Annotated in this window: 14 protein-coding genes; 5 read left to right on the forward strand and 9 right to left on the reverse strand. The window is 53.7% G+C overall.

What is annotated here, in order from left to right; genetic code table 11:
• Positions 1-50 precede the first annotated feature (50 nt).
• Positions 51-1,052 carry a type I glyceraldehyde-3-phosphate dehydrogenase gene (gene gap / locus ABWV33_RS11230; protein WP_353330769.1) on the reverse strand — a complete coding sequence of 334 codons (1,002 nt, stop codon included), beginning with the start codon at positions 1,050-1,052 and terminating at the stop codon, positions 51-53.
• Between the two features lie 184 nt (positions 1,053-1,236).
• Between gap and ABWV33_RS11235 the strand changes: the two genes are divergently transcribed.
• On the forward strand, positions 1,237-2,208 hold the full coding sequence (locus ABWV33_RS11235; protein WP_353330771.1) for a DUF808 domain-containing protein: 972 nt from the start codon (positions 1,237-1,239) through the stop codon (positions 2,206-2,208).
• A gap of 83 nt (positions 2,209-2,291) precedes the next feature.
• Positions 2,292-3,089 (forward strand): thioesterase family protein, encoded by a 798-nt coding sequence (locus tag ABWV33_RS11240; protein WP_353330773.1) that lies wholly within the window; start codon positions 2,292-2,294, stop codon positions 3,087-3,089.
• Positions 3,090-3,139: 50 nt separating this feature from the next.
• Here ABWV33_RS11240 and tkt read toward each other — a convergent pair whose 3' ends face one another.
• Positions 3,140-5,161: a transketolase gene (gene tkt, locus ABWV33_RS11245; RefSeq protein ID WP_353330775.1), complete on the reverse strand. Its 2,022-nt coding sequence runs from the start codon at positions 5,159-5,161 to the stop codon at positions 3,140-3,142.
• Positions 5,162-5,421: 260 nt separating this feature from the next.
• Here tkt and ABWV33_RS11250 point away from each other — a divergent pair, with 260 nt between their 5' ends.
• Positions 5,422-6,387, forward strand: coding sequence for a hypothetical protein (locus tag ABWV33_RS11250; protein ID WP_353330777.1), 966 nt, complete (start codon positions 5,422-5,424; stop codon positions 6,385-6,387).
• Positions 6,387-6,782: a cell division protein ZapA gene (locus tag ABWV33_RS11255; protein WP_113824660.1), complete on the forward strand. Its 396-nt coding sequence runs from the start codon at positions 6,387-6,389 to the stop codon at positions 6,780-6,782. The genes ABWV33_RS11250 and ABWV33_RS11255 overlap by 1 nt, the downstream gene beginning before the upstream one ends.
• 72 nt (positions 6,783-6,854) lie before the next feature.
• On the opposite strand, the gene grxD is transcribed toward ABWV33_RS11255, so the two are convergent.
• The 7 genes from grxD to ABWV33_RS11290 all read right to left on the reverse strand — a co-directional run bounded on the left by grxD (position 6,855) and on the right by ABWV33_RS11290 (position 14,795).
• On the reverse strand, positions 6,855-7,217 hold the full coding sequence (gene grxD, locus ABWV33_RS11260) for a Grx4 family monothiol glutaredoxin (RefSeq protein ID WP_121997099.1): 363 nt from the start codon (positions 7,215-7,217) through the stop codon (positions 6,855-6,857).
• 47 nt (positions 7,218-7,264) lie between these two features.
• Positions 7,265-7,498, reverse strand: a complete 234-nt coding sequence (locus ABWV33_RS11265) for a hypothetical protein (protein ID WP_353330779.1) — start codon at positions 7,496-7,498, stop codon at positions 7,265-7,267.
• Positions 7,495-7,731 carry a BolA/IbaG family iron-sulfur metabolism protein gene (locus ABWV33_RS11270; protein WP_113824362.1) on the reverse strand — a complete coding sequence of 79 codons (237 nt, stop codon included), beginning with the start codon at positions 7,729-7,731 and terminating at the stop codon, positions 7,495-7,497. Before ABWV33_RS11270 ends, ABWV33_RS11265 begins: the two co-directional genes overlap by 4 nt.
• A gap of 139 nt (positions 7,732-7,870) precedes the next feature.
• Positions 7,871-10,030, reverse strand: a complete 2,160-nt coding sequence (gene purL / locus ABWV33_RS11275) for a phosphoribosylformylglycinamidine synthase subunit PurL (RefSeq protein ID WP_353330781.1) — start codon at positions 10,028-10,030, stop codon at positions 7,871-7,873.
• Positions 10,031-10,127: 97 nt separating this feature from the next.
• Complete coding sequence (locus tag ABWV33_RS11280) at positions 10,128-11,264, reverse strand: BamA/TamA family outer membrane protein (protein ID WP_353330783.1); 1,137 nt, start codon at positions 11,262-11,264, stop codon at positions 10,128-10,130.
• Between the two features lie 73 nt (positions 11,265-11,337).
• Positions 11,338-13,605, reverse strand: a complete 2,268-nt coding sequence (locus ABWV33_RS11285; RefSeq protein ID WP_353330785.1) for a mechanosensitive ion channel family protein — start codon at positions 13,603-13,605, stop codon at positions 11,338-11,340.
• Positions 13,606-13,889: 284 nt separating this feature from the next.
• Positions 13,890-14,795 (reverse strand): LysR family transcriptional regulator, encoded by a 906-nt coding sequence (locus ABWV33_RS11290; protein ID WP_121997103.1) that lies wholly within the window; start codon positions 14,793-14,795, stop codon positions 13,890-13,892.
• A 163-nt stretch (positions 14,796-14,958) separates the two neighbouring features.
• Between ABWV33_RS11290 and ABWV33_RS11295 the strand changes: the two genes are divergently transcribed.
• Positions 14,959-18,381: an indolepyruvate ferredoxin oxidoreductase family protein gene (locus ABWV33_RS11295; protein WP_353330787.1), complete on the forward strand. Its 3,423-nt coding sequence runs from the start codon at positions 14,959-14,961 to the stop codon at positions 18,379-18,381.
• Positions 18,382-18,439: the final 58 nt, after the last annotated feature.

The raw sequence follows: 18,439 nt of genomic DNA on the forward strand, positions 1-18,439 counted from the left end.
GCCCGCTCAGATAACCTGAGCGGGCGTTAAATCTCAAGGGATTAGGTTGGTTAACCCAATTTACCCATTGCAACAGCTACGTCCGCCATCCGGACAGAAAAGCCCCATTCGTTGTCATACCAGGCCAAAACGCGCACCAGACGATCACCCACAATGCGGGTTTGATCGGGTGCGAAAATCGAACTTTCGGGGGAGTGGTTGAAATCGGTGGACACCAATGGCGCGGGCTCATAGCCCAGAACACCTTTCATCGGGCCTTCGGCAGCCGCGCGCATCGCGTCGTTGATCTGTTCTACGGTGACGTCTTTGCTGGCACGGAAAGTCAGGTCTACCGCAGAAACGTTTGGCGTAGGAACGCGAATGGCGGAACCGTCCAGGCGACCTTTGAGGTTTGGCAAAACCTCGCCCAATGCTTTCGCAGCACCGGTTGAAGTCGGGATCATCGACATCGCAGCGGCGCGCGCGCGATACAGGTCCTTGTGACGGCGGTCCAGCGTTGGCTGATCGCCGGTGTAGGCGTGGATAGTCGTCATGATGCCATGCTCGATACCAACGGTGTCATCAAGAACTTTGGCAAGCGGGGCCAGACAGTTCGTTGTGCACGATCCATTGGAAACCATACGGTCAGCAGCCGTCAGTTCGCCGGTATTGACGCCATAGACGATGGTCTTATCGACGTTTTTGCCGGGAGCCGACAAAAGGACTTTTTTGGCGCCACGCTCGAAATGGGCGTTTGCTTTGGTGCCGTCGTTGAATTTGCCGGTGCATTCCAGAACAACGTCACAGCCGTCCCAGTCCAGCTCGTTCATGTCATATGTCGAAAACATTTGCATGTCGCCGCGACCCAAGTTCATGGTGCCGTCGCCGATGGTCACATCACCTGGAAAACGACCATGGACACTATCGTACTTGATCAGATGGGCGGCGGTTTCCAGCGGGCCAGTCGCGTTCACCTTGATCACTTCGATATCGTCACGGCCCGAAGCCGCAATGTGAGAAAGGGTGCAACGGCCAATACGGCCAAAACCGTTGATGCCAACCTTGATGGTCATGGTACGACTCCGAAAGACAATAAAATCATTTGCCATATAGACCCGCGCACCTCATGCAGAAAGGGTAAAAAGGGCGTAAATTTGGTAAGTTAGCGCAAACTTCGGTCGGTTGCGCTAACGATTGAGGAATGACAGGGGCCGTGTGGGGTGCTACCTAGGGAAAGTCGAGAATAAGGGTGCGTAAATGAGTGGTCTTCTGGCGCTTTTGGATGATGTGGCGGGGATCGCCAAGGTAGCTGCTGCTTCTATTGATGATGTAGCGGCACAGGCTGTTAAAGCAGGGGCCAAAGCCGCTGGGGCTGTAATTGATGATGCAGCGGTGACGCCCAAATATTTACACGGCTTCGCAGCGCACCGAGAGTTGCCCGTTATCTGGCGGATTGCCAAAGGGTCGTTCAAAAACAAGCTTCTGTTTCTATTGCCAGCAGCGTTGTTGTTGTCCAGTTTTGCGCCTTGGCTGATTTCCCCTCTTTTAATGCTTGGGGGGGCCTATCTGTGTTTTGAGGGTGCGGAAAAGATATATCACGTCTTAGCGCCTCATGATGAACATCATGTCTTTCCAGAAGATGCACCGGGGGACCCGGCCCATTTGGAAGAGGCTAAAGCATCCGGTGCTATCAAGACTGATTTCATTTTGTCAGCTGAGATCATGACTATCGCGCTCGCAGCGATTCCTCCATCGAACATCTGGATGCAGGCGGCGACGCTGGCGTTGGTGGGTATCGGAATTACTGTCGCGGTGTATGGAGCCGTGGCGTTGATCGTAAAGGCCGACGATGTAGGGCTTTATGCGGCTCAGAACGGCAACTTTGCTCTCACGCGCAGTCTTGGGCGTGGGTTGGTTCGGGCAATGCCGGGTTTTATGAAACTGCTGACGATCGTCGGCACGGCTGCGATGCTGTGGGTTGGTGGGTCGATCATCATCCACGGGTTCGAGGTCATGGGCTTTGGAACATTGGGCCATCTGATTCATGATTGGGCCGCTGCTGTGGGACACATGGTTCCGGAAAGCTATAGCGGTTTTGTTGAATGGGCGGCCAAGGCCACGATGGATGGCGTGTTTGGCCTTACTCTGGGGATGCTTTTGATCCCGGTGGCCACCAAGGTGATCGCGCCCATTGTTGGGCTCTTTACGGGTAAATCTGCCCAGCACTGAACTGGTTTCTGACGTGAGGTTACGACTGGCTGATCTGTATAGGGCCGATAGTGTTGAGAAAATCGACATTCGGAGCACGATAGATGAGCGACCTAACCCTTGATACAATTCTAAAGGGCGCAAGCAGTTCGCCCGATGGCATCACCTTTGCGGTTTCCGAAAACTGGAAGCAGGGGCGCACGGCCTTTGGGGGGTATTCTGCCTCGTTGCTATTGGCAGGGGCACGGCAGGCCGCCGATGAATTGCCCCCGATGCGATCTGTCTTGATCAATTTTACTGGCCCAATCAGTAGCCCCCCATTGGTGAGCACACGCATCTTGCGTCAGGGGCGCAACGTGGTGACGGTACAAGCGGACGCCCATTGCGAAGGCAAGCTCTGTGCGCAGGGTACTTTTTCGTTTGGGGTCGCGCAGGACAGCCACGTGAGCCAATCCCTGCCGGCGCCACAGGCACAGGAACCAGAGGCAACCGAGGACTTCTTACCGCCCAACATTCAGCTGCCGATTAATTTTTTCAAGAACTTTGATGTGAAACTGATCGAAGGGGAACGCCCCTTTACCGGAGCAGATCGCGGATACGTGCGGGCCTGGGCGCGTCACAAAGATCCAGCAATTTGGGGCCAGCCCGAGGGATTGATGAGCATCGCTGATGTGTTGCCGCCCGCCGTGTTTTCCAAGGCCAAAAAGATCGGCCCGAATTCATCCATGACATGGATCTGCAATTTCATGACCGAAGAGCTGACCACCCGTGATGGCTGGTGGATGCTCGAGAACGCACTGAGCGTTGCAAGCAATGGCTTTAGTTCTCAGGTGATGCGGGTGTGGAATACGGACGGAGACCTTGTGATCGAAGGTATGCAATCCGTCGTGATCTTTGTCTAAAATCTGAGTGAATGCCTGCCCCGGATGATGACCGGGGCAGGCTGAGTCACTTAGCCCAAAAGGTCTTTGACCTTGGCGACGGTTGCTTCCACCGTAATGCCGAACTTTTCGTACAGTTCGTTTGCGGGCGCGGATGCGCCAAAGCTGTTCATGCCAATAAATCCGGCTTTCGCTTCGCGGCCGCGCTCGCCGAGCAACCAGCGATCCCATCCACCTTCGCGAACGGCGGCTTCGATACCCACGCGAACCGGACCCGCAGGCAGAACCCGCTTGCGATAGGATTCGTCCTGAGCGGCGAACAGTTCCATACACGGCATGGAGACAACACGGGTGCCGATACCTTCGGCTTCCAACGCTTCTTTGGCCTGCATGGCGATTTCGACTTCGGATCCTGTTGCGATCAAGATCGCTTGACGCTTTCCGGTCGCTTCGGCCAGAACATATGCACCCTGAGCGGTCAGGTTCTTTGTCTTATGTTCGGTTCGTACTGTTGGCAGACCCTGACGGGTCAGTGACAATACAGAAGGTGTTTCAGACGTGGTCAGCGCCAATTCCCAAGCTTCGGCCGTTTCAACGGTGTCGGCTGGGCGGAACACCCAAGTGTTGGGCGTCGCGCGTGAAATCGCCAAATGCTCAACAGGCTGGTGTGTTGGGCCATCTTCACCCAAACCAATCGAATCGTGGGTCATTACAAACACTGTCGGGATCTTCATCAGAGCGGCCAAGCGCATTGCTGGGCGCGCATAATCGGTGAAGCACATGAAAGTGCCGCCATAGGGGCGAATGCCACCGTGCAGGGCCATGCCGTTCATTGCGGCAGCCATACCATGTTCACGGATGCCCCAGTGAACGTAACGGCCTTTGCGGTTCTCGGGCAGGAACACGCCCATATCTGCGCTTTTGGTGTTGTTAGATCCGGTCAAGTCAGCCGAACCGCCAACGGTTTCGGTCATGATTGGATTCACAACATTCAGAACCTTTTCCGAGCTGGCACGGGTGGCCAGTTTCGGTTGGGTTTCTGAGGTGTCTTTCTTAAACGCGCGAATTGCGCTGGCGAGTTTCTTGGGGGCCTCAAACGCATAGGCGCGGTTGAATTCACCTTGCTTACGCTCAGAGAGTTGGGCGAAGCGTTCTTTCCAGGCTGCGTGATCTTCGGCGCCGCGCGACCCGATTGTTTCCCATGCGGATTTGACATCTGCGGGGATTTCAAATGGGCCGTGGTTCCAGCCATAGGCTTCTTTGGCGGCCAGCAATTGCTCGGGGTTTGTCAACGCGCCGTGACCCTTGGAGGTGTCCTGTGCAGCGTGGCCCAGAGCGATGTGCGTTTTACAGGCGATCATCGATGGTTTGTTCGATGACTTGGCTTGCGTGATTGCAGAGTCGATTGCTTTGGGATCATGTCCATCGATTTCGATGACGTTCCAACCTGAGGCGGCAAAACGACGAACCTGATCGGTACGGTCAGCAATATCTACGGTGCCATCGATGGTGATGTTGTTGTTGTCCCAGAAAACGATCAGTTTGCTCAGCTCGTGACGGCCTGCAAGGCCAATCGCTTCTTGGCTGACGCCCTCCATCAGGCAACCGTCACCTGCGATTACGTAAGTATAGTGATCAACAACGCGTTTGCCGTAGTGCGCGCGCTGGATCTCTTCGGCCATGGCGAAACCAACGGCGTTGGAAATTCCCTGACCCAGAGGACCAGTTGTGGTTTCAATCCCCGAAGCCAGGAAGTTTTCTGGGTGTCCGGCAGTTTTCGCGCCGCTTTGGCGGAAGTTTTTGATCTCTTCCAGCGTGATATCGGCGTTACCTGTGAGGTGAAGCAGGGAATAGATCAGCATTGAGCCGTGGCCCGCAGACAGGATGAACCGGTCGCGATCAGGCCAGCTTGGCGCGGATGCATCAAATTTGAGGTGCTTTTCGAACAGCACAGTCGCAACATCTGCCATGCCCATGGGCATACCGGAGTGACCGGAATTGGCAGCGGCGATGGCGTCAAGGGTCAGGGCTCGGATGGCAGTGGCTTTGGACCAATGATCAGGGTTTGCAGTACGCAGCGCGTTGAGATCCACGGGTTTTGTTCCTTTGGAGTTCGGGCGAGTTTGCCGCTCAATACCACTCGGCCCCCAAAGATCAAGCAGAACCGGGCGAAACTTTGTTAGTGTACATCAGGAGCGGGCTCCAAGTGCTTGAAAGCAAAGGGGGGGTATTTTACGCTCTGTTTCGTTAGACTACAGCTAACCAGTGCCATGCCTGATTCGGGCAGGTCTGTTCCGAAGGTGAGCAGAACCATGGCCAAAAATTAAGAACGGCAGAAACTGAGGTGAGGGGCATGAGCCAGATCGAGGAATTACAAAGCCGTATTACCGTCGCGATGGAACGCATCGGCGTCGGGATCACGGCAATGTCCGAACGCAGTGCAGGCAGTGCTGCGGCGGACGCGGAATTGAGCCTTGAGCTCGAAGAAGAGAAACTAGCAAACGCACAGCTGCAAGAACGGTTGAAATCGATCAAGGCGAAGCACACCGCTGAGATTGAGGCGCTACAGGCTGGGTCTGTTGCCGGCGAAGGGCAGGCGGACCTGCAATCCGAACTGGACGCACTGAAGGCACAGCTGGCGGATACCGGTGAAGTTGATGGTTTGAAGTCTGAATTGGCCGAAGCAACAGCTAAGCTGATGGCTGCCGAAGCGGCAAAAACCGAATTGACCAAGGCCAAATCCGAGCTTGAAGCCGGAGACGAAAGCCAGTTGCTCAAAGCCGAGATCGATAGCTTAAAGGCACAATTAGATGCGGCTGGTGACACAGATGAGTTGCGGGCCCAAATTGAAACGCTAAAAGCAGAGGCGGCGAATACTGAAGAGCTGGATACCCTCAAAGAACAGCTTGAAGAAATAAAAGAACAGGCTGGAAATACAGAAGAAATTGATGGCTTGCACGTCGAGGTTGCAGCGCTGAAAGCAGAATTGAAAAACTCTGAGCGGCTGGACGATCTGAAATCCGAACTTGAGATGTTGCGTGCCGAACGGGTGAGCCAATCCGAGGCGACTGCGCGTTTGGATATGGATTTGCAGCGGTTGCGCAAATCCAACGATCAAATGCGTCAGGCGAACAATGACCTGCGAGAGGCCAACGAAGCCAATGTCGGAGACCCGAACTTGATCAACCAAGCCATGTTGGCCGAACTTGAAGCTCTGCGCGCGGCTCGCGCCACGGATGCGGCAGAAGCCCATGCAGTTCTGGCCAAGCTTGAGCCTTTGCTGGCGCAGGCCAACCTTGCGGAAGGGGAGGACGAATGATGCCCGAAGTGACCATCCACATTGGCGGTCGTGGATTCGAAGTGTCTTGCCAGGAAGGCGAGGAAAGCTATCTGCACTCAGCAGCCAAGATGCTGGATGATGAGGCACAGGTTCTGTCTGATCAAATCGGGCGGATGCCCGAAGCCCGGATGTTGTTGATGGCCGGGTTGATGCTGGCGGATAAAACCGCTGCCGTAGAAGACAAAATCAAAGAAGTTGAGGCCACATTGGCTGAGCGAGAGGCAGAGCTGGCGCAATTGCGGAGCATGCCGGCCCCAGAACCTGAGCGGGTTGAGGTTGCCGTCGTGCCCCCTTCGGTGACGGACACGCTTGCTGAATTGGCTGCACGTGCCGAAGCAATGGCCGCTGAGGTTGAAGAAAAATCCGCTGACTGAGAAATCAGTATCTAAAACGTAAAACGCCGGGTGCTGAACCCGGCGTTTGTGATTCTGGATCCACCGTCGGCTTTAGCCGTTGGCTTCTCGGATCTTGTTTGCGGCGTCTTTGTCATAGGAAACACCATTGTCATCAAACATGGTGTCCAACTCTCCGGACAGGGTCATTTCAGTAATGATGTCACAGCCACCGACGAATTCGCCTTTGATGTAAAGCTGTGGAATGGTGGGCCAGTCTGAATAGTCCTTGATACCTTGGCGGATTTCTTCGTCGGCCAAACAGTTCACATCAGAATAATCTACGCCCATGTAGTTCAGGACGCCAGCAACGCGCGAAGAAAACCCGCACTGCGGCATTTCTTTGGTGCCTTTCATGAAAAGCACTACGTCGCTGCCTTTGACGGTTTCGTCGATGCGGGTGTTTGCGTCAGTCATTTTGCGCTTCCTTGTGCAGGGCCTCCTCGTCGATAAGGAGGTTGTTGTCATAGCCGCCGAGTGAGGCGTTTGTTTTCTTTTTCTAAGCGAAGGTTTTTCGCATGCGCCGCCGCGACAGGGTTGGGGTCATGTTCTGTGCCCCGCATATTCTGCTTACTTGGCTGAGTATCGATCAATCGGCGTTTGGAGTTTCGTTTCAAATAGGCTTCAAGCATCGCAGCGACAACTATTAAAAGAATAATTCCACCACCGATAAGATATGCCCAATTTGTTGTTGTCATTCGGGGGCCTTGGTTGTGAGCGCAAGGGCATGCAGGTCGCCATTCGACCCGTCCATCTTGCCTTTTAGGGCTGCATAGACTGCGCGTTGCTGCTGAACCCGGTTTTTGCCGCGAAAACTTTCGTCAATAACCATTGCCGCCATGTGGACGCCATCGTTGCCACCGACCTGGATCTCTGCGTCTGGAAAGGACTCGCGCAGCAGGTCTTCGATTTCGTGGGCGGTCATGGGCATGTGGTTTGATCCTCGTGATGGTGTTGGTGAAAATGTAGGGCGGCAAGCGCAGGGGCGCAAGGGGCGCGACCGGACTTGCAAGTGACCCTCGCAATCTGGAAAAGGTATGCGAGGGCTGAGTTTCTAAAAAACGAGTGGATCAGGCGACGGCTGCGGCAAAGCTGGAACGGAAGATGCCCGCCAATTCTGCCAGTGGAGCTTCGGAGCCACCAATTTTTACGTTCTCGCCTGTGAAACGGCCAACGGATGTGACAGTTACACCGTCTTGGCCCGCTGCGATCATCAGTGCTTCGGCTTGATCAAAGTTACAGGCCACAAGATAGCGGGCCTGATCTTCGCCAAATACGAAGTCGGTCGAGCCATCGTCCAGTTGCACCCCAACACCGGCGGATTCAGCCAGCTCAAACGCGGCCAATGCCAGTCCACCATCACTGATGTCTGTGCAAGCTTTGATCAACTCGCGGTTTGCCCGAACGAAATCGCCATTGCGTTTTTCAGCCTCCAGATCGACCGCAGGCGCATCGCCTTCTTCACGGTTGAAGACTTCGGCAAGCAAAGCGGATTGCCCCAGATGCCCCTCGGTCGTGCCGATGATCATCGCCACGTGGCCTTCGCGAACTTCGTTGCCAATGATGTCATCGCTATGGGCCAACAGGCCAACGGCGCCGATTGTAGGCGTTGGCAGAATGCCCTGACCGTCGGTTTCATTGTAGAGCGATACATTGCCCGACACGATCGGCATATCCAAAGCAGAACAGGCCGCGCCGATCCCTTTGATCGCGCCCACAAGTTGACCCATGATCTCGGGCTTTTCTGGGTTGCCGAAGTTCAGGTTATCGGTCGAAGCCAAAGGCGTCGCGCCTACGGCTGTCAGGTTGCGGTATGCTTCGGCAACAGCTTGTTTGCCGCCTTCGACCGGGTTTGCACGCACATAGCGCGGTGTCACGTCTGAGGTAAACGCCAGCACCTTGTCCGTGCCATGAACGCGGACCATGCCAGCGCCCAAACCGGGGGTGCGGGTGCTGTCAGCCATGACCATGGTGTCATACTGCTCATAGACCCATTGTTTGCCGGCGTAATTGGGTGACGCAAGCAAGGCTCGCAGGCCATCGATGGGATCGATCTGAGGTACATCTGCCAAAGGTTCAGCAGCTGGTGTTTCAATCCATGGACGGTCGTATTCAGGGGCTGTCGACGAGAGCTTCGACAGAACCAGATCAGCTTTGACTTCGCCATTGTGGGTGATCAAGAAGCGGTCTTCGGCGATGGTTTCGCCAACGATTGCGAAATCGAGATCCCATTTTTCAAATACTGCACGGGCTTCGGCTTCAAGCTCGGGCTTGAGAACCATCAGCATGCGTTCCTGACTTTCAGAAAGCATCATTTCGTAAGCCGTCATGTTTTCTTCACGCTGTGGTACATCTTCGAGCTTCAGCTTTACGCCTAGTCCGCCTTTGTCGCCCATTTCTACAGCCGAGCATGTGAGACCTGCAGCGCCCATATCCTGGATCGAGATCACAGCACCTGTCTGCATCAGCTCAAGTGTCGCTTCCATCAGGCGTTTTTCAGTGAAGGGATCACCGACCTGTACCGTTGGACGTTTTTCTTCGATTGTATCGTCGAATTCAGCGGAAGCCATGGTTGCGCCACCTACGCCGTCGCGTCCAGTTTTAGCGCCGAGATATACAACGGGCATACCAACACCGGAGGCGGCAGAATAGAAAATCTTATCGGTATCAGCCAGACCAGCGGCAAAAGCATTGACCAGGCAATTGCCGTTGTAGGCCGGGTGAAAGCGAACTTCGCCGCCAACACAGGGAACGCCAAAGCAGTTGCCGTACCCACCGACGCCTTCGACGACGCCGTTGACCAATTGACGGGTTTTGTGGTGTTCGGGTTCACCAAAGCTCAGCGCGTTCATTGATGCAATCGGGCGCGCGCCCATAGTGAACACGTCACGCAAAATGCCGCCAACACCAGTCGCTGCACCTTGATAGGGTTCGATGTATGAGGGGTGGTTGTGGCTTTCCATCTTGAAAACAACCGCCTGACCATCGCCGATATCAACGATGCCTGCGTTTTCGCCGGGGCCACAGATGACCTGAGGGCCTTCGGTGGGTAGTGTGCGAAGCCACTTTTTCGATGACTTGTAGGAACAATGCTCGTTCCACATGGCTGAAAAGATACCCAGCTCGGTGAACGTAGGTTCGCGACCGATGATTTCGAGGACCATTTCGTATTCGTCGGGCTTGAGCCCGTGATTGGCAATCAGTTCGGGCGTGATGGCTGGCTCTTGCATCGGATATCCTGTCCCCAAGGTGTGCGATATTTCGCGCCTTTTAGGGCATGGGATGCGCCGTGGAAAGGGTCAAGAGCGCGCAACCCGCCTGACAACGTTAGAAACGCTGACCAACATAGACATAAAGTTGTTCTTCTTTAAGATTGTTGCGGCTGTAATCCACTGAAAAATCAACCGGGAATTTTTTTGAAACACGATAGCGGATGCCAAGCCCGGCCGCACTGTGGGTTCCATTCGCCGAAAGCTGACTAAGTGTTGGGCCGACTTGACCAGCGCCGGCAAAGGCAACGGCGCCAAAGCGATCGGTAAAACGATGGCGGTATTCGATTTGGGCGGCTGCTGATCTTGCATCAAAGAACTGCATGGCTGAGAAGCCGCGAAATCCGTCAATTGTTCCCAGTCCGCATTGATCAAAAAAGGGCGTGCTGGAGGACGCGCCACAGGCAGATACAATCGCAGCAATGACGCCTTTTTTCGAAATGGAATGAAAATGAGCATAGGTCATATAACCTGTGGTGTAATCGCTTGCGATACCAGAAAGCGAATAGCCATTGGCGACTTCTATATGCAGGCTGGATCCCTTTGTTGGGTAAAGTGTGTCATCGCGTTTGTCCAAATCCATAAACAGACCCAGTGTCGCGATTTCAGTATTAAGGAACTGATCGAGCGGCGGGGGAATAGGCGGCAGCCCATTGACCGACGGAGTGATGACGGTGTCTAAATACCGCAGAGACGCGCCAAAAGACATCTCACTGCTGATACCATACGCGAAGCTGAGTCGGGCGAGCGTTCCTTTTTGACCAATCGGCAGTTTTCCAACAGACGTATACAGATCATACCGCGCATCTGCTTTTGCAAACATGGACTCGATAAGCCAGCGATTGTTGTCAAAGGCAAAATTTGCCGCAAGACCATATCCAGTTGACCCATTATCCGACCGTAATCCCGCAAGCCCGATCATCGAGGGTTTGGAGGTTTCATCTAGGTTGAAGAGATACCCTGCACCTAAAACAAGACCTGCGCCGATTGTTGGATTCGAAAAGGGGATAGGGGCGACAACGACAGACCCATTGCGAAACCCAATAGCTTCTTCGTTTTGAATGGTATCGATTTGGTCCATATGGTTTTCAGTGACTGTCGGGCCAGCGGCTGCCGGTTCGGCAGACATCAATGCAAACAGGCACGTTAGGCTGGCAAGATGCACGGCTGGTTTGGCAAGGCTCTTTGAAAACATATTTCTACTCGTTTTTCCCCGCCATCGAAAACCGATGGCGGGTCGTTGGGTTTAGATCCTATCGAAAGCCGAATTAGCCTTCGGGTTTGATCTGTTGGTTTACAGCTTCGCCTGCGGCAGCCCCGATTGTTGCTTTTTGTTCTTCGGTCAGATGCTCGGCGTCATCCAGACCAGGGATTGCAACACGGACTTCGCGACGGGCAAAGTCGATACCGTTCTCTTTGAAGTTCGCCTTAACGCGATTGTAGATCTCTTTACGGATCGTGAATTGAGTACCGGGTTTAGCCATGAACTTACCTCGGATGATCATGCCAACATCATCAAAGTCAAAGACACCCTGGCTTTTGAACGGCTCGAGGAAGCCCTCGTTGAATAAGGGGTCAGCCATCATGTCAGCACCAATCCGTTTGAAGATCTTCTTAACCTTGTTGGGGTCGGTGTCAAAAGGCACGGTAAACTTGAGCTTCATAATCACCCAATCGCGGCTGTAGTTAGTGAGCTTTGGCACCTCGCCATAGGGGATTGTGTGAACAGGGCCCCGGTGGTGGCGCAGTTGCATTGAGCGGATCGAAATCTTTTCAACGGTCCCTGTGGTACCACCAACGTCGACATATTCACCGACACGGAAGGCATCATCGATCAGGAAGAAGACACCTGAAACGATATCGGTCACCAGTTTTTGGGCGCCAAAACCAATCGCTAGGCCAAGGATACCGGCACCGGCCAAGAGCGGCGTGATGTCGATGCCAAGTGCCCCAAGGGCCAAGAGTCCGAATATGGTGGCAATTGCAACCTGTGCAGATATGCGAACCAAAGGAAGAACTGTGGCAAGACGTGATCCACCGGCGCCACCTCCTTCGCCAGCCGCATCATCTGGACCTGCTGCCGCTGTTTGCTCTTTAGCAAGGCGACGGTTGACCCAGAGCGCAACAAGTTCATTCAGAATATAGCCGATGGCAATGATCATCAGGAATTCAATTATAGCGCCGCCAAAGTCGGCACCGCCACCTGCCGCTGCGACGCTGCGCAGGTCCAAATTCCAAGCGTCTGAAATCTGGAGGATAACAAAGATTCCAGCCAGAACCCTACCGATCCGAATGTAGCTGCGTTTGGTTGAACGGTAGGCTTTTTCTGCAATGCTCCCTTCGCCGATCATCGGGGGAAGAAGGTGGCGAACCATGCCGCGGATCAATGTATCCAAAGCCGGCGCCATCAAGAGCCAGAACATAGTGGTGTAATGTGGGGCCTTACCCAACAGCGCCAAGGTTTCTGGGGTTCCTGCGTAGACGATGACTTCGACCAGCAACCACATGATCACTGAAACACCAATAGCCATGTAGGGGTAAATATTGGCAACGCGGACATCAAATTCAGAACGGTCAGGGTCCGTGCCAAGCATCATATCGGTCAGGCCTTCACGCGCGCGCCATGCGATAACGATGACATAGAGATGCACAAACGTGTTCAACCAGAACCCAAGGCGCGTTTCGCCCATCGGCAACCCGTTGGCCACGTTGAACCCAACAATAAACAGGGTGAAACCGCCGAGCAGGAACAACCCAATCAGGTTGCGGTGCAGATATTTTGCCCAGTGATCCGAAATATTAACCAAGCGCAGATCAGAACGGGCAGGGGCGAGGACAAACCGCGAAATCGCTGCCCCTAGGCGTGGTATCCAGATCAGGTAAAATACGAAAGGTCCGGCAAAAGAGAGTGCCTCTGGCGACAATATCTGTCGGCCAACAGTGCGTAGCACCACATAGAACACGACAAGCCCAAGCAGCTCGCGGCAAAAACGGCGGAACAGAAAAGTAACTGTTGCCCAAAGACTTTCGCCTTCTTCGCCGGTTTCCGGGCGTTGCCAGCGCTTGATGACAAGCATGGTCAAACGCTCAGCTGCAAGACCGGCGAGCAAGGCCAGCAATACAAATCCGAACATTTTCAACATACCGCCGGATTCGAAGCGGTTACTAAAGTTTTCGAGAACCAGACCTTGTCCGGAAATAAGCTCAGGAACTTTGCTAAGAACGCTCCCCCAGCCGACAAGAACCGCCATCCCGGTGTCTTGAATTTTGGTTACGAGGCTTTTTTCGGTAGTAGGTGCCTGTTGGGCCTGAGCGACGGCATCAAGGCGATCCAGCAAGAGCGATCGGACTTGATCATCTGACATCCGGGCGACCATATCGTCGACCATCTCTGGTGTCAGGTCCTCTGGAATGACAACCGCAGAAGGCGCGGAATCGCCCCCCCCAGTGGGAAGGCCTGCGAGTTGAGCTTGTGCTGGCAGGGTTAAAAGTACTGTTGCAACAAGTGCAGCCAGTACCCGTTTTAGGTGAAACATAAAAATGTCCTCGAAAATCAAATATTCATCGAGGTGAGTGTACTCAACCTAAAGAGAATTTCCTAGAAATTTTGGGCGTTTTGGCGCGCAATGCCATCACCGGTTGAAAGCAGCCGCAAAAAAAAAGGCCGAGCACTAAGCTCGGCCGAAGTCCAACAGGGAGGTGAAAGTGATGAGCGTTTAAGCATCATCGCCTTCGAATGTCGATTTAGGTGGCAGAGTGTGTTTGCACAAGAAATAATACACTGCGCCTGGGTAATTTCCGATATGCCCTACGTGCATACCTAGAGTTTTCCCATCTGCCTCAATTGTTTGCGGTGTGAGATGATCTCTTCTTGGACAAACTCTTTGAATGCCGCAATTCGCTGCGAATGTCGCAACTCCTCTGGAAACGCGAGAAAGACGGGCACATCTGCGGATTCGATTTGAGGCAAGACGTGAACCAAATCGGGAAAATCCTGAGTTACGTAATCAGGCAGAACTCCTATGCCAAGGTTGTGCAGGACGCCCTGCAATACGCCAAAATAATTGTTGACCGTCAAAAGCGATGAAGGGTTGAACGTCATTAGATTTTGAACAAGCAAAGCACTTGCACCAACTTGCGCCGCTGATGGGTTTTGACAAATAAGTCGGTGCGAAGAGATGTCGCTGAGCTCGGTCGGCATGCCATTACTTTCGATATAGCTGCGCGACGCGTAAAGCTGCATTTGAACGGTCATCAGGCGTTTGCGGATAAGGTCTGCCTGGCTTGGTTCTTTCATTCGGATAGCCACGTCCGCTTCGCGCATGGGCAAGTCAAGCACGCGTTCCTCGAGCATCAGGTCGACTTTGAGATCGGGATACTTCTCGTACAGGTGCGGCAAGCGAGGGGCTAGCCAGAGCGTTCCAAAGCCAAAGGTTGTTGTGACGCGCAGTTCACCGAATACTTCTTCTTTACTGTCTCGGATGCGTGCCGCCGCTGCGTCCAGTCGTTTGGACATGGCGCTGGTCGCATCAAAAAGCAATTCACCTTGTTCGGTCAGAATCAATCCACGCGCATGACGGTGGAACAAGGTTGAATTCAATGACTCTTCGAGAGCGCGGATTTGACGGCTGACAGCAGATTGTGACAGATTTAACTTGTCACCGGCATGCGTCAGGCTGCCAGCGTCAGCCACCGCATGAAAAATTCTCAATTTGTCCCAGTCCATTGGCATCTCTTTCCGATCTAGAGCCGACGACCTATATCAAAGGGAAGTTGGTCTCCACAATCAACCTTCTTGCGGGGTTGGGATAAAAATATACCTATACAGGTCAGCATTTATGACCTAATATGATTTCAACGCAAACAAATCTGACGAGGGGAGACGTCTGATGAGTCAGCCAAAAATCTCGCTGAACGACCGTTTCGATCTGACCAAAAGCCCGATTCTACTGAATGGTACCCAAGCGCTTGTGCGCCTGATGTTGATGCAAAAAGCACGTGATGTTGCCGATGGGCATAATACTGCGGGTTTGGTCACCGGATACAGAGGGTCACCATTGGGTGCAGTGGATCAACAGATGACCCGGGCGGCAAAATCACTAGCGGATGCCGATGTGCAGTTTCAATTTGGTTTGAACGAAGACTTGGCTGCGACCGCGTTGTGGGGTGCACAACAGGCTGAGTTACGTGGCGACGGTAAGTTCGACGGTGTGTTTGGACTTTGGTACGGCAAAGGTCCCGGTGTGGATCGGTCGGGCGATGTTATCAGGCATGCGAACATGGCTGGTACGTCGGCTTTGGGTGGCGTTGTCATGGCTATGGGCGACGACCATACTGGCGAAAGCTCGACTGTTTTGCATCAATCAGAATGGGCATTGATGGATGCCTATATGCCGATCGTCAGCCCTGCTGGTGTGCAGGAAATTCTGGATTACGGAACATATGCCTTTGCCCTGTCTCGGTTTTCCGGTTTGTGGGTTGGCCTGAAGACGATGAAAGACACGATTGAGGTGACCTCGGTCGTGGATGGTGATCCTAATCGGATGCAGCTGGTGAAGCCTGAATATGATATGCCAGAAGGTGGTTTGAATATACGTCTGGTGGATGATCGCACACCGCAAGAGGCGCGGATCATTGATCACAAGCGGTTCGCGGCGGAAGCCTTTAGTCATGCTAACAAGATGGACAAACGGGTCTGGGGAAAACCCGGGGCCAAGATCGGGTTTGTTGCAGCTGGCAAGAATTGGCTGGATCTTGCGCATGCCATGTCTTTGCTGAACATCGATGAAGCCGAGGCAGAACGGCTGGGGATCACCACGTATAAAGTGGGGCAGGTTTTCCCGCTTGATATGAAGGGTTTTCATGATTGGGCCGAAGATCTGGATCTGATCGTTGTCGTCGAAGAAAAACGCAAGCTAATCGAAGTGCAAATCAAAGAGGCCATTTTTGACGACCGCCGAGGGCGTCGGGTCTGGGGCTGGCACAAAGGTGGCGGTGCTGGGTCGATGCATGGGGAAGAGTTGTTCCCAACCCGCGGCGCGCTTGATCCGATTATGATTGCTGAAAAGCTAGGCCAAATTCTCATTGAAGAAGGGCACGAAACCGATGGTGTGCGCGTCGGGCTGGCTGCTTTGGATGATGCCCGCCGGGCTGATAACGCTCAGGAGATTGCCGCGCGGTTGCCTTACTTCTGCTCTGGGTGTCCGCACAATACGGGAACCAAGGTTCCAGACGGCAGCCGGGCCTACGCCGGGATCGGGTGCCATTTCATGGTTCAGTGGATGGACCGGGAAACGCTTGGTTATACCCACATGGGTGGCGAAGGCGCGAACTGGATTGGTGAAGCACCGTTTTCAAACACCAAACACGTGTTCCAGAACCTTGGCGATGGCACCTACAACCATTCTGGCATTCAGGCCATTCGGGCTGCGGTCGCGGCCAAAACCAACATCACCTACAAAATCCTCTACAATGACGCTGTGGCTATGACCGGTGGACAAGATAACGAAGGCGATCTGGATGCTGCGCGTATTGTGCACGAAGTCAAAGCCATGGGGGTAGGCAACCTTGCTGTTGTGTATGATGAAAAGGAAGACGTTGATTTCAAGGCACTTCCTGCAGGGGTGGAAACCCATGAACGCGCTGAATTGATGAACGTGCAAGACCGGTATCGCGATTTGGAAGGCGTGTCGGTTATCGTGTACATCCAGACCTGTGCTGCCGAAAAACGCCGCCGGCGTAAGCGGGGCACATTCCCCGACCCTGATAAGCGGGTGTTCATCAATACTGACATCTGCGAAGGCTGCGGCGATTGCGGCGTTCAATCGAACTGTGTTTCGATTGTCCCCAAAGAAACCGAATTGGGTCGCAAAAGGGCGATTGACCAATCGAGCTGCAACAAAGATTTCTCTTGTCTCAAAGGGTTTTGCCCGTCGTTCGTAACACTGGAAGGTGCAACTGTTCGTAAAGAGGCGACGACAGATGTCGAGCTGCCGGAACTGCCTTTGCCGGCTTTGCCCGAAATTGATGGCACCCATAACGTTGTGATCACGGGAGTTGGTGGTACAGGTGTTGTGACCATCGGCGCGGTTTTGGCACAAGCGGCTCAGTTTGATGGTAAAGGTGCCGGCATGATGGAGATGGCCGGCCTTGCCCAAAAGGGCGGTGCTGTGCACATTCACTGCCGTTTAGCCAACAGGCCTGAAGATATCAGTGCCATTCGTGTGGCAACCGGCGAAGCACATGCCGTTATCGGCGGAGATCTTGTTGTTTCTGCGGGCGCGAAAACACTGGGGCTGATGCAGACGGGTAAAACCGGTGCAGTTGTTAACAGTCATGAGATTATCACGGGTGATTTCACTCGGGATACTGAGTTCTCTATTCCCACCGACCGGCTAGAGCTGGCTTTAGAAGCTCGGCTCAAAGATCGTCTTGATCTGTTCGATGCTTCAGATTTGGCGCGGGCGCTGATGGGGGACTCGATCTTTTCGAACATGATGGTGTTTGGTGCAGCCTGGCAAAAAGGTTTGTTGCCGCTGAGCCTTGAGGCAATCACAGCAGCGATTGAATTGAATGGGGCCGCGGTGGCCCGAAATCTGCGTGCCTTTGATATCGGGCGTTGGGCGGTTCTTTATCCTAATGATGCCGCTGCCGTCCTGACTCCGAATGTTGTGGCATTGCCAAAATCAGCCGAGGACAAGATCGCTTATCGCGTGGATCACTTGACGGCATATCAAGGCAAACGGTTGGCCAAAAGGTTTACCAAATTTCTGGATGTCATCGAAAACGCTGACCTGAAAGACGCAGTGGCCCACGGGTATCACAAATTGCTGGCTTACAAAGACGAGTACGAAGTGGCTCGCTTGTTGCTGGGCAGTCAGGAAAAGGCAGCGGCTGAGTTTGATGGTGATTTCAAAATGACGTTCCACCTTGCACCACCCATCTTGGGGGGGAAAGGGCCGGATGGTCGTCCTAAGAAGCGTGAATTTGGGCCTTGGATGGCGGGGCCATTGCGACTGATGACCCGATTTAAAGGTTTGCGTGGGACACCTTTGGATCTGTTTGGTTATACCGCCGAACGTCGGATGGAACGCGCCCTAATCAAGCAATATGAAAAGGATATGAAAGAGGTGCTGACTAACGTAAGCTCTGAGACGATGGAGATCGCCATTGCTCTGGCTCGGTTGCCTTTGGATATTCGTGGATTTGGTCCTGTTAAGCTCGCAAATGAAGCCAAAGCTGCGAAACGGCGGGAGGAACTGCTCGCAGCGTTTCGGCAAGGTGATACGCCAATGAAAGCGGCTGCAGAGTAAACCTGTCACATCTGTGTCACAAGGACTAAGCATATATGTTGTCCGCAACTAGGTTGCG

Origin of the sequence: Phaeobacter sp. NW0010-22, from assembly GCF_040365955.1 — a bacterium.
Classification (GTDB): Bacteria; Pseudomonadota; Alphaproteobacteria; order Rhodobacterales; family Rhodobacteraceae; genus OMPR01.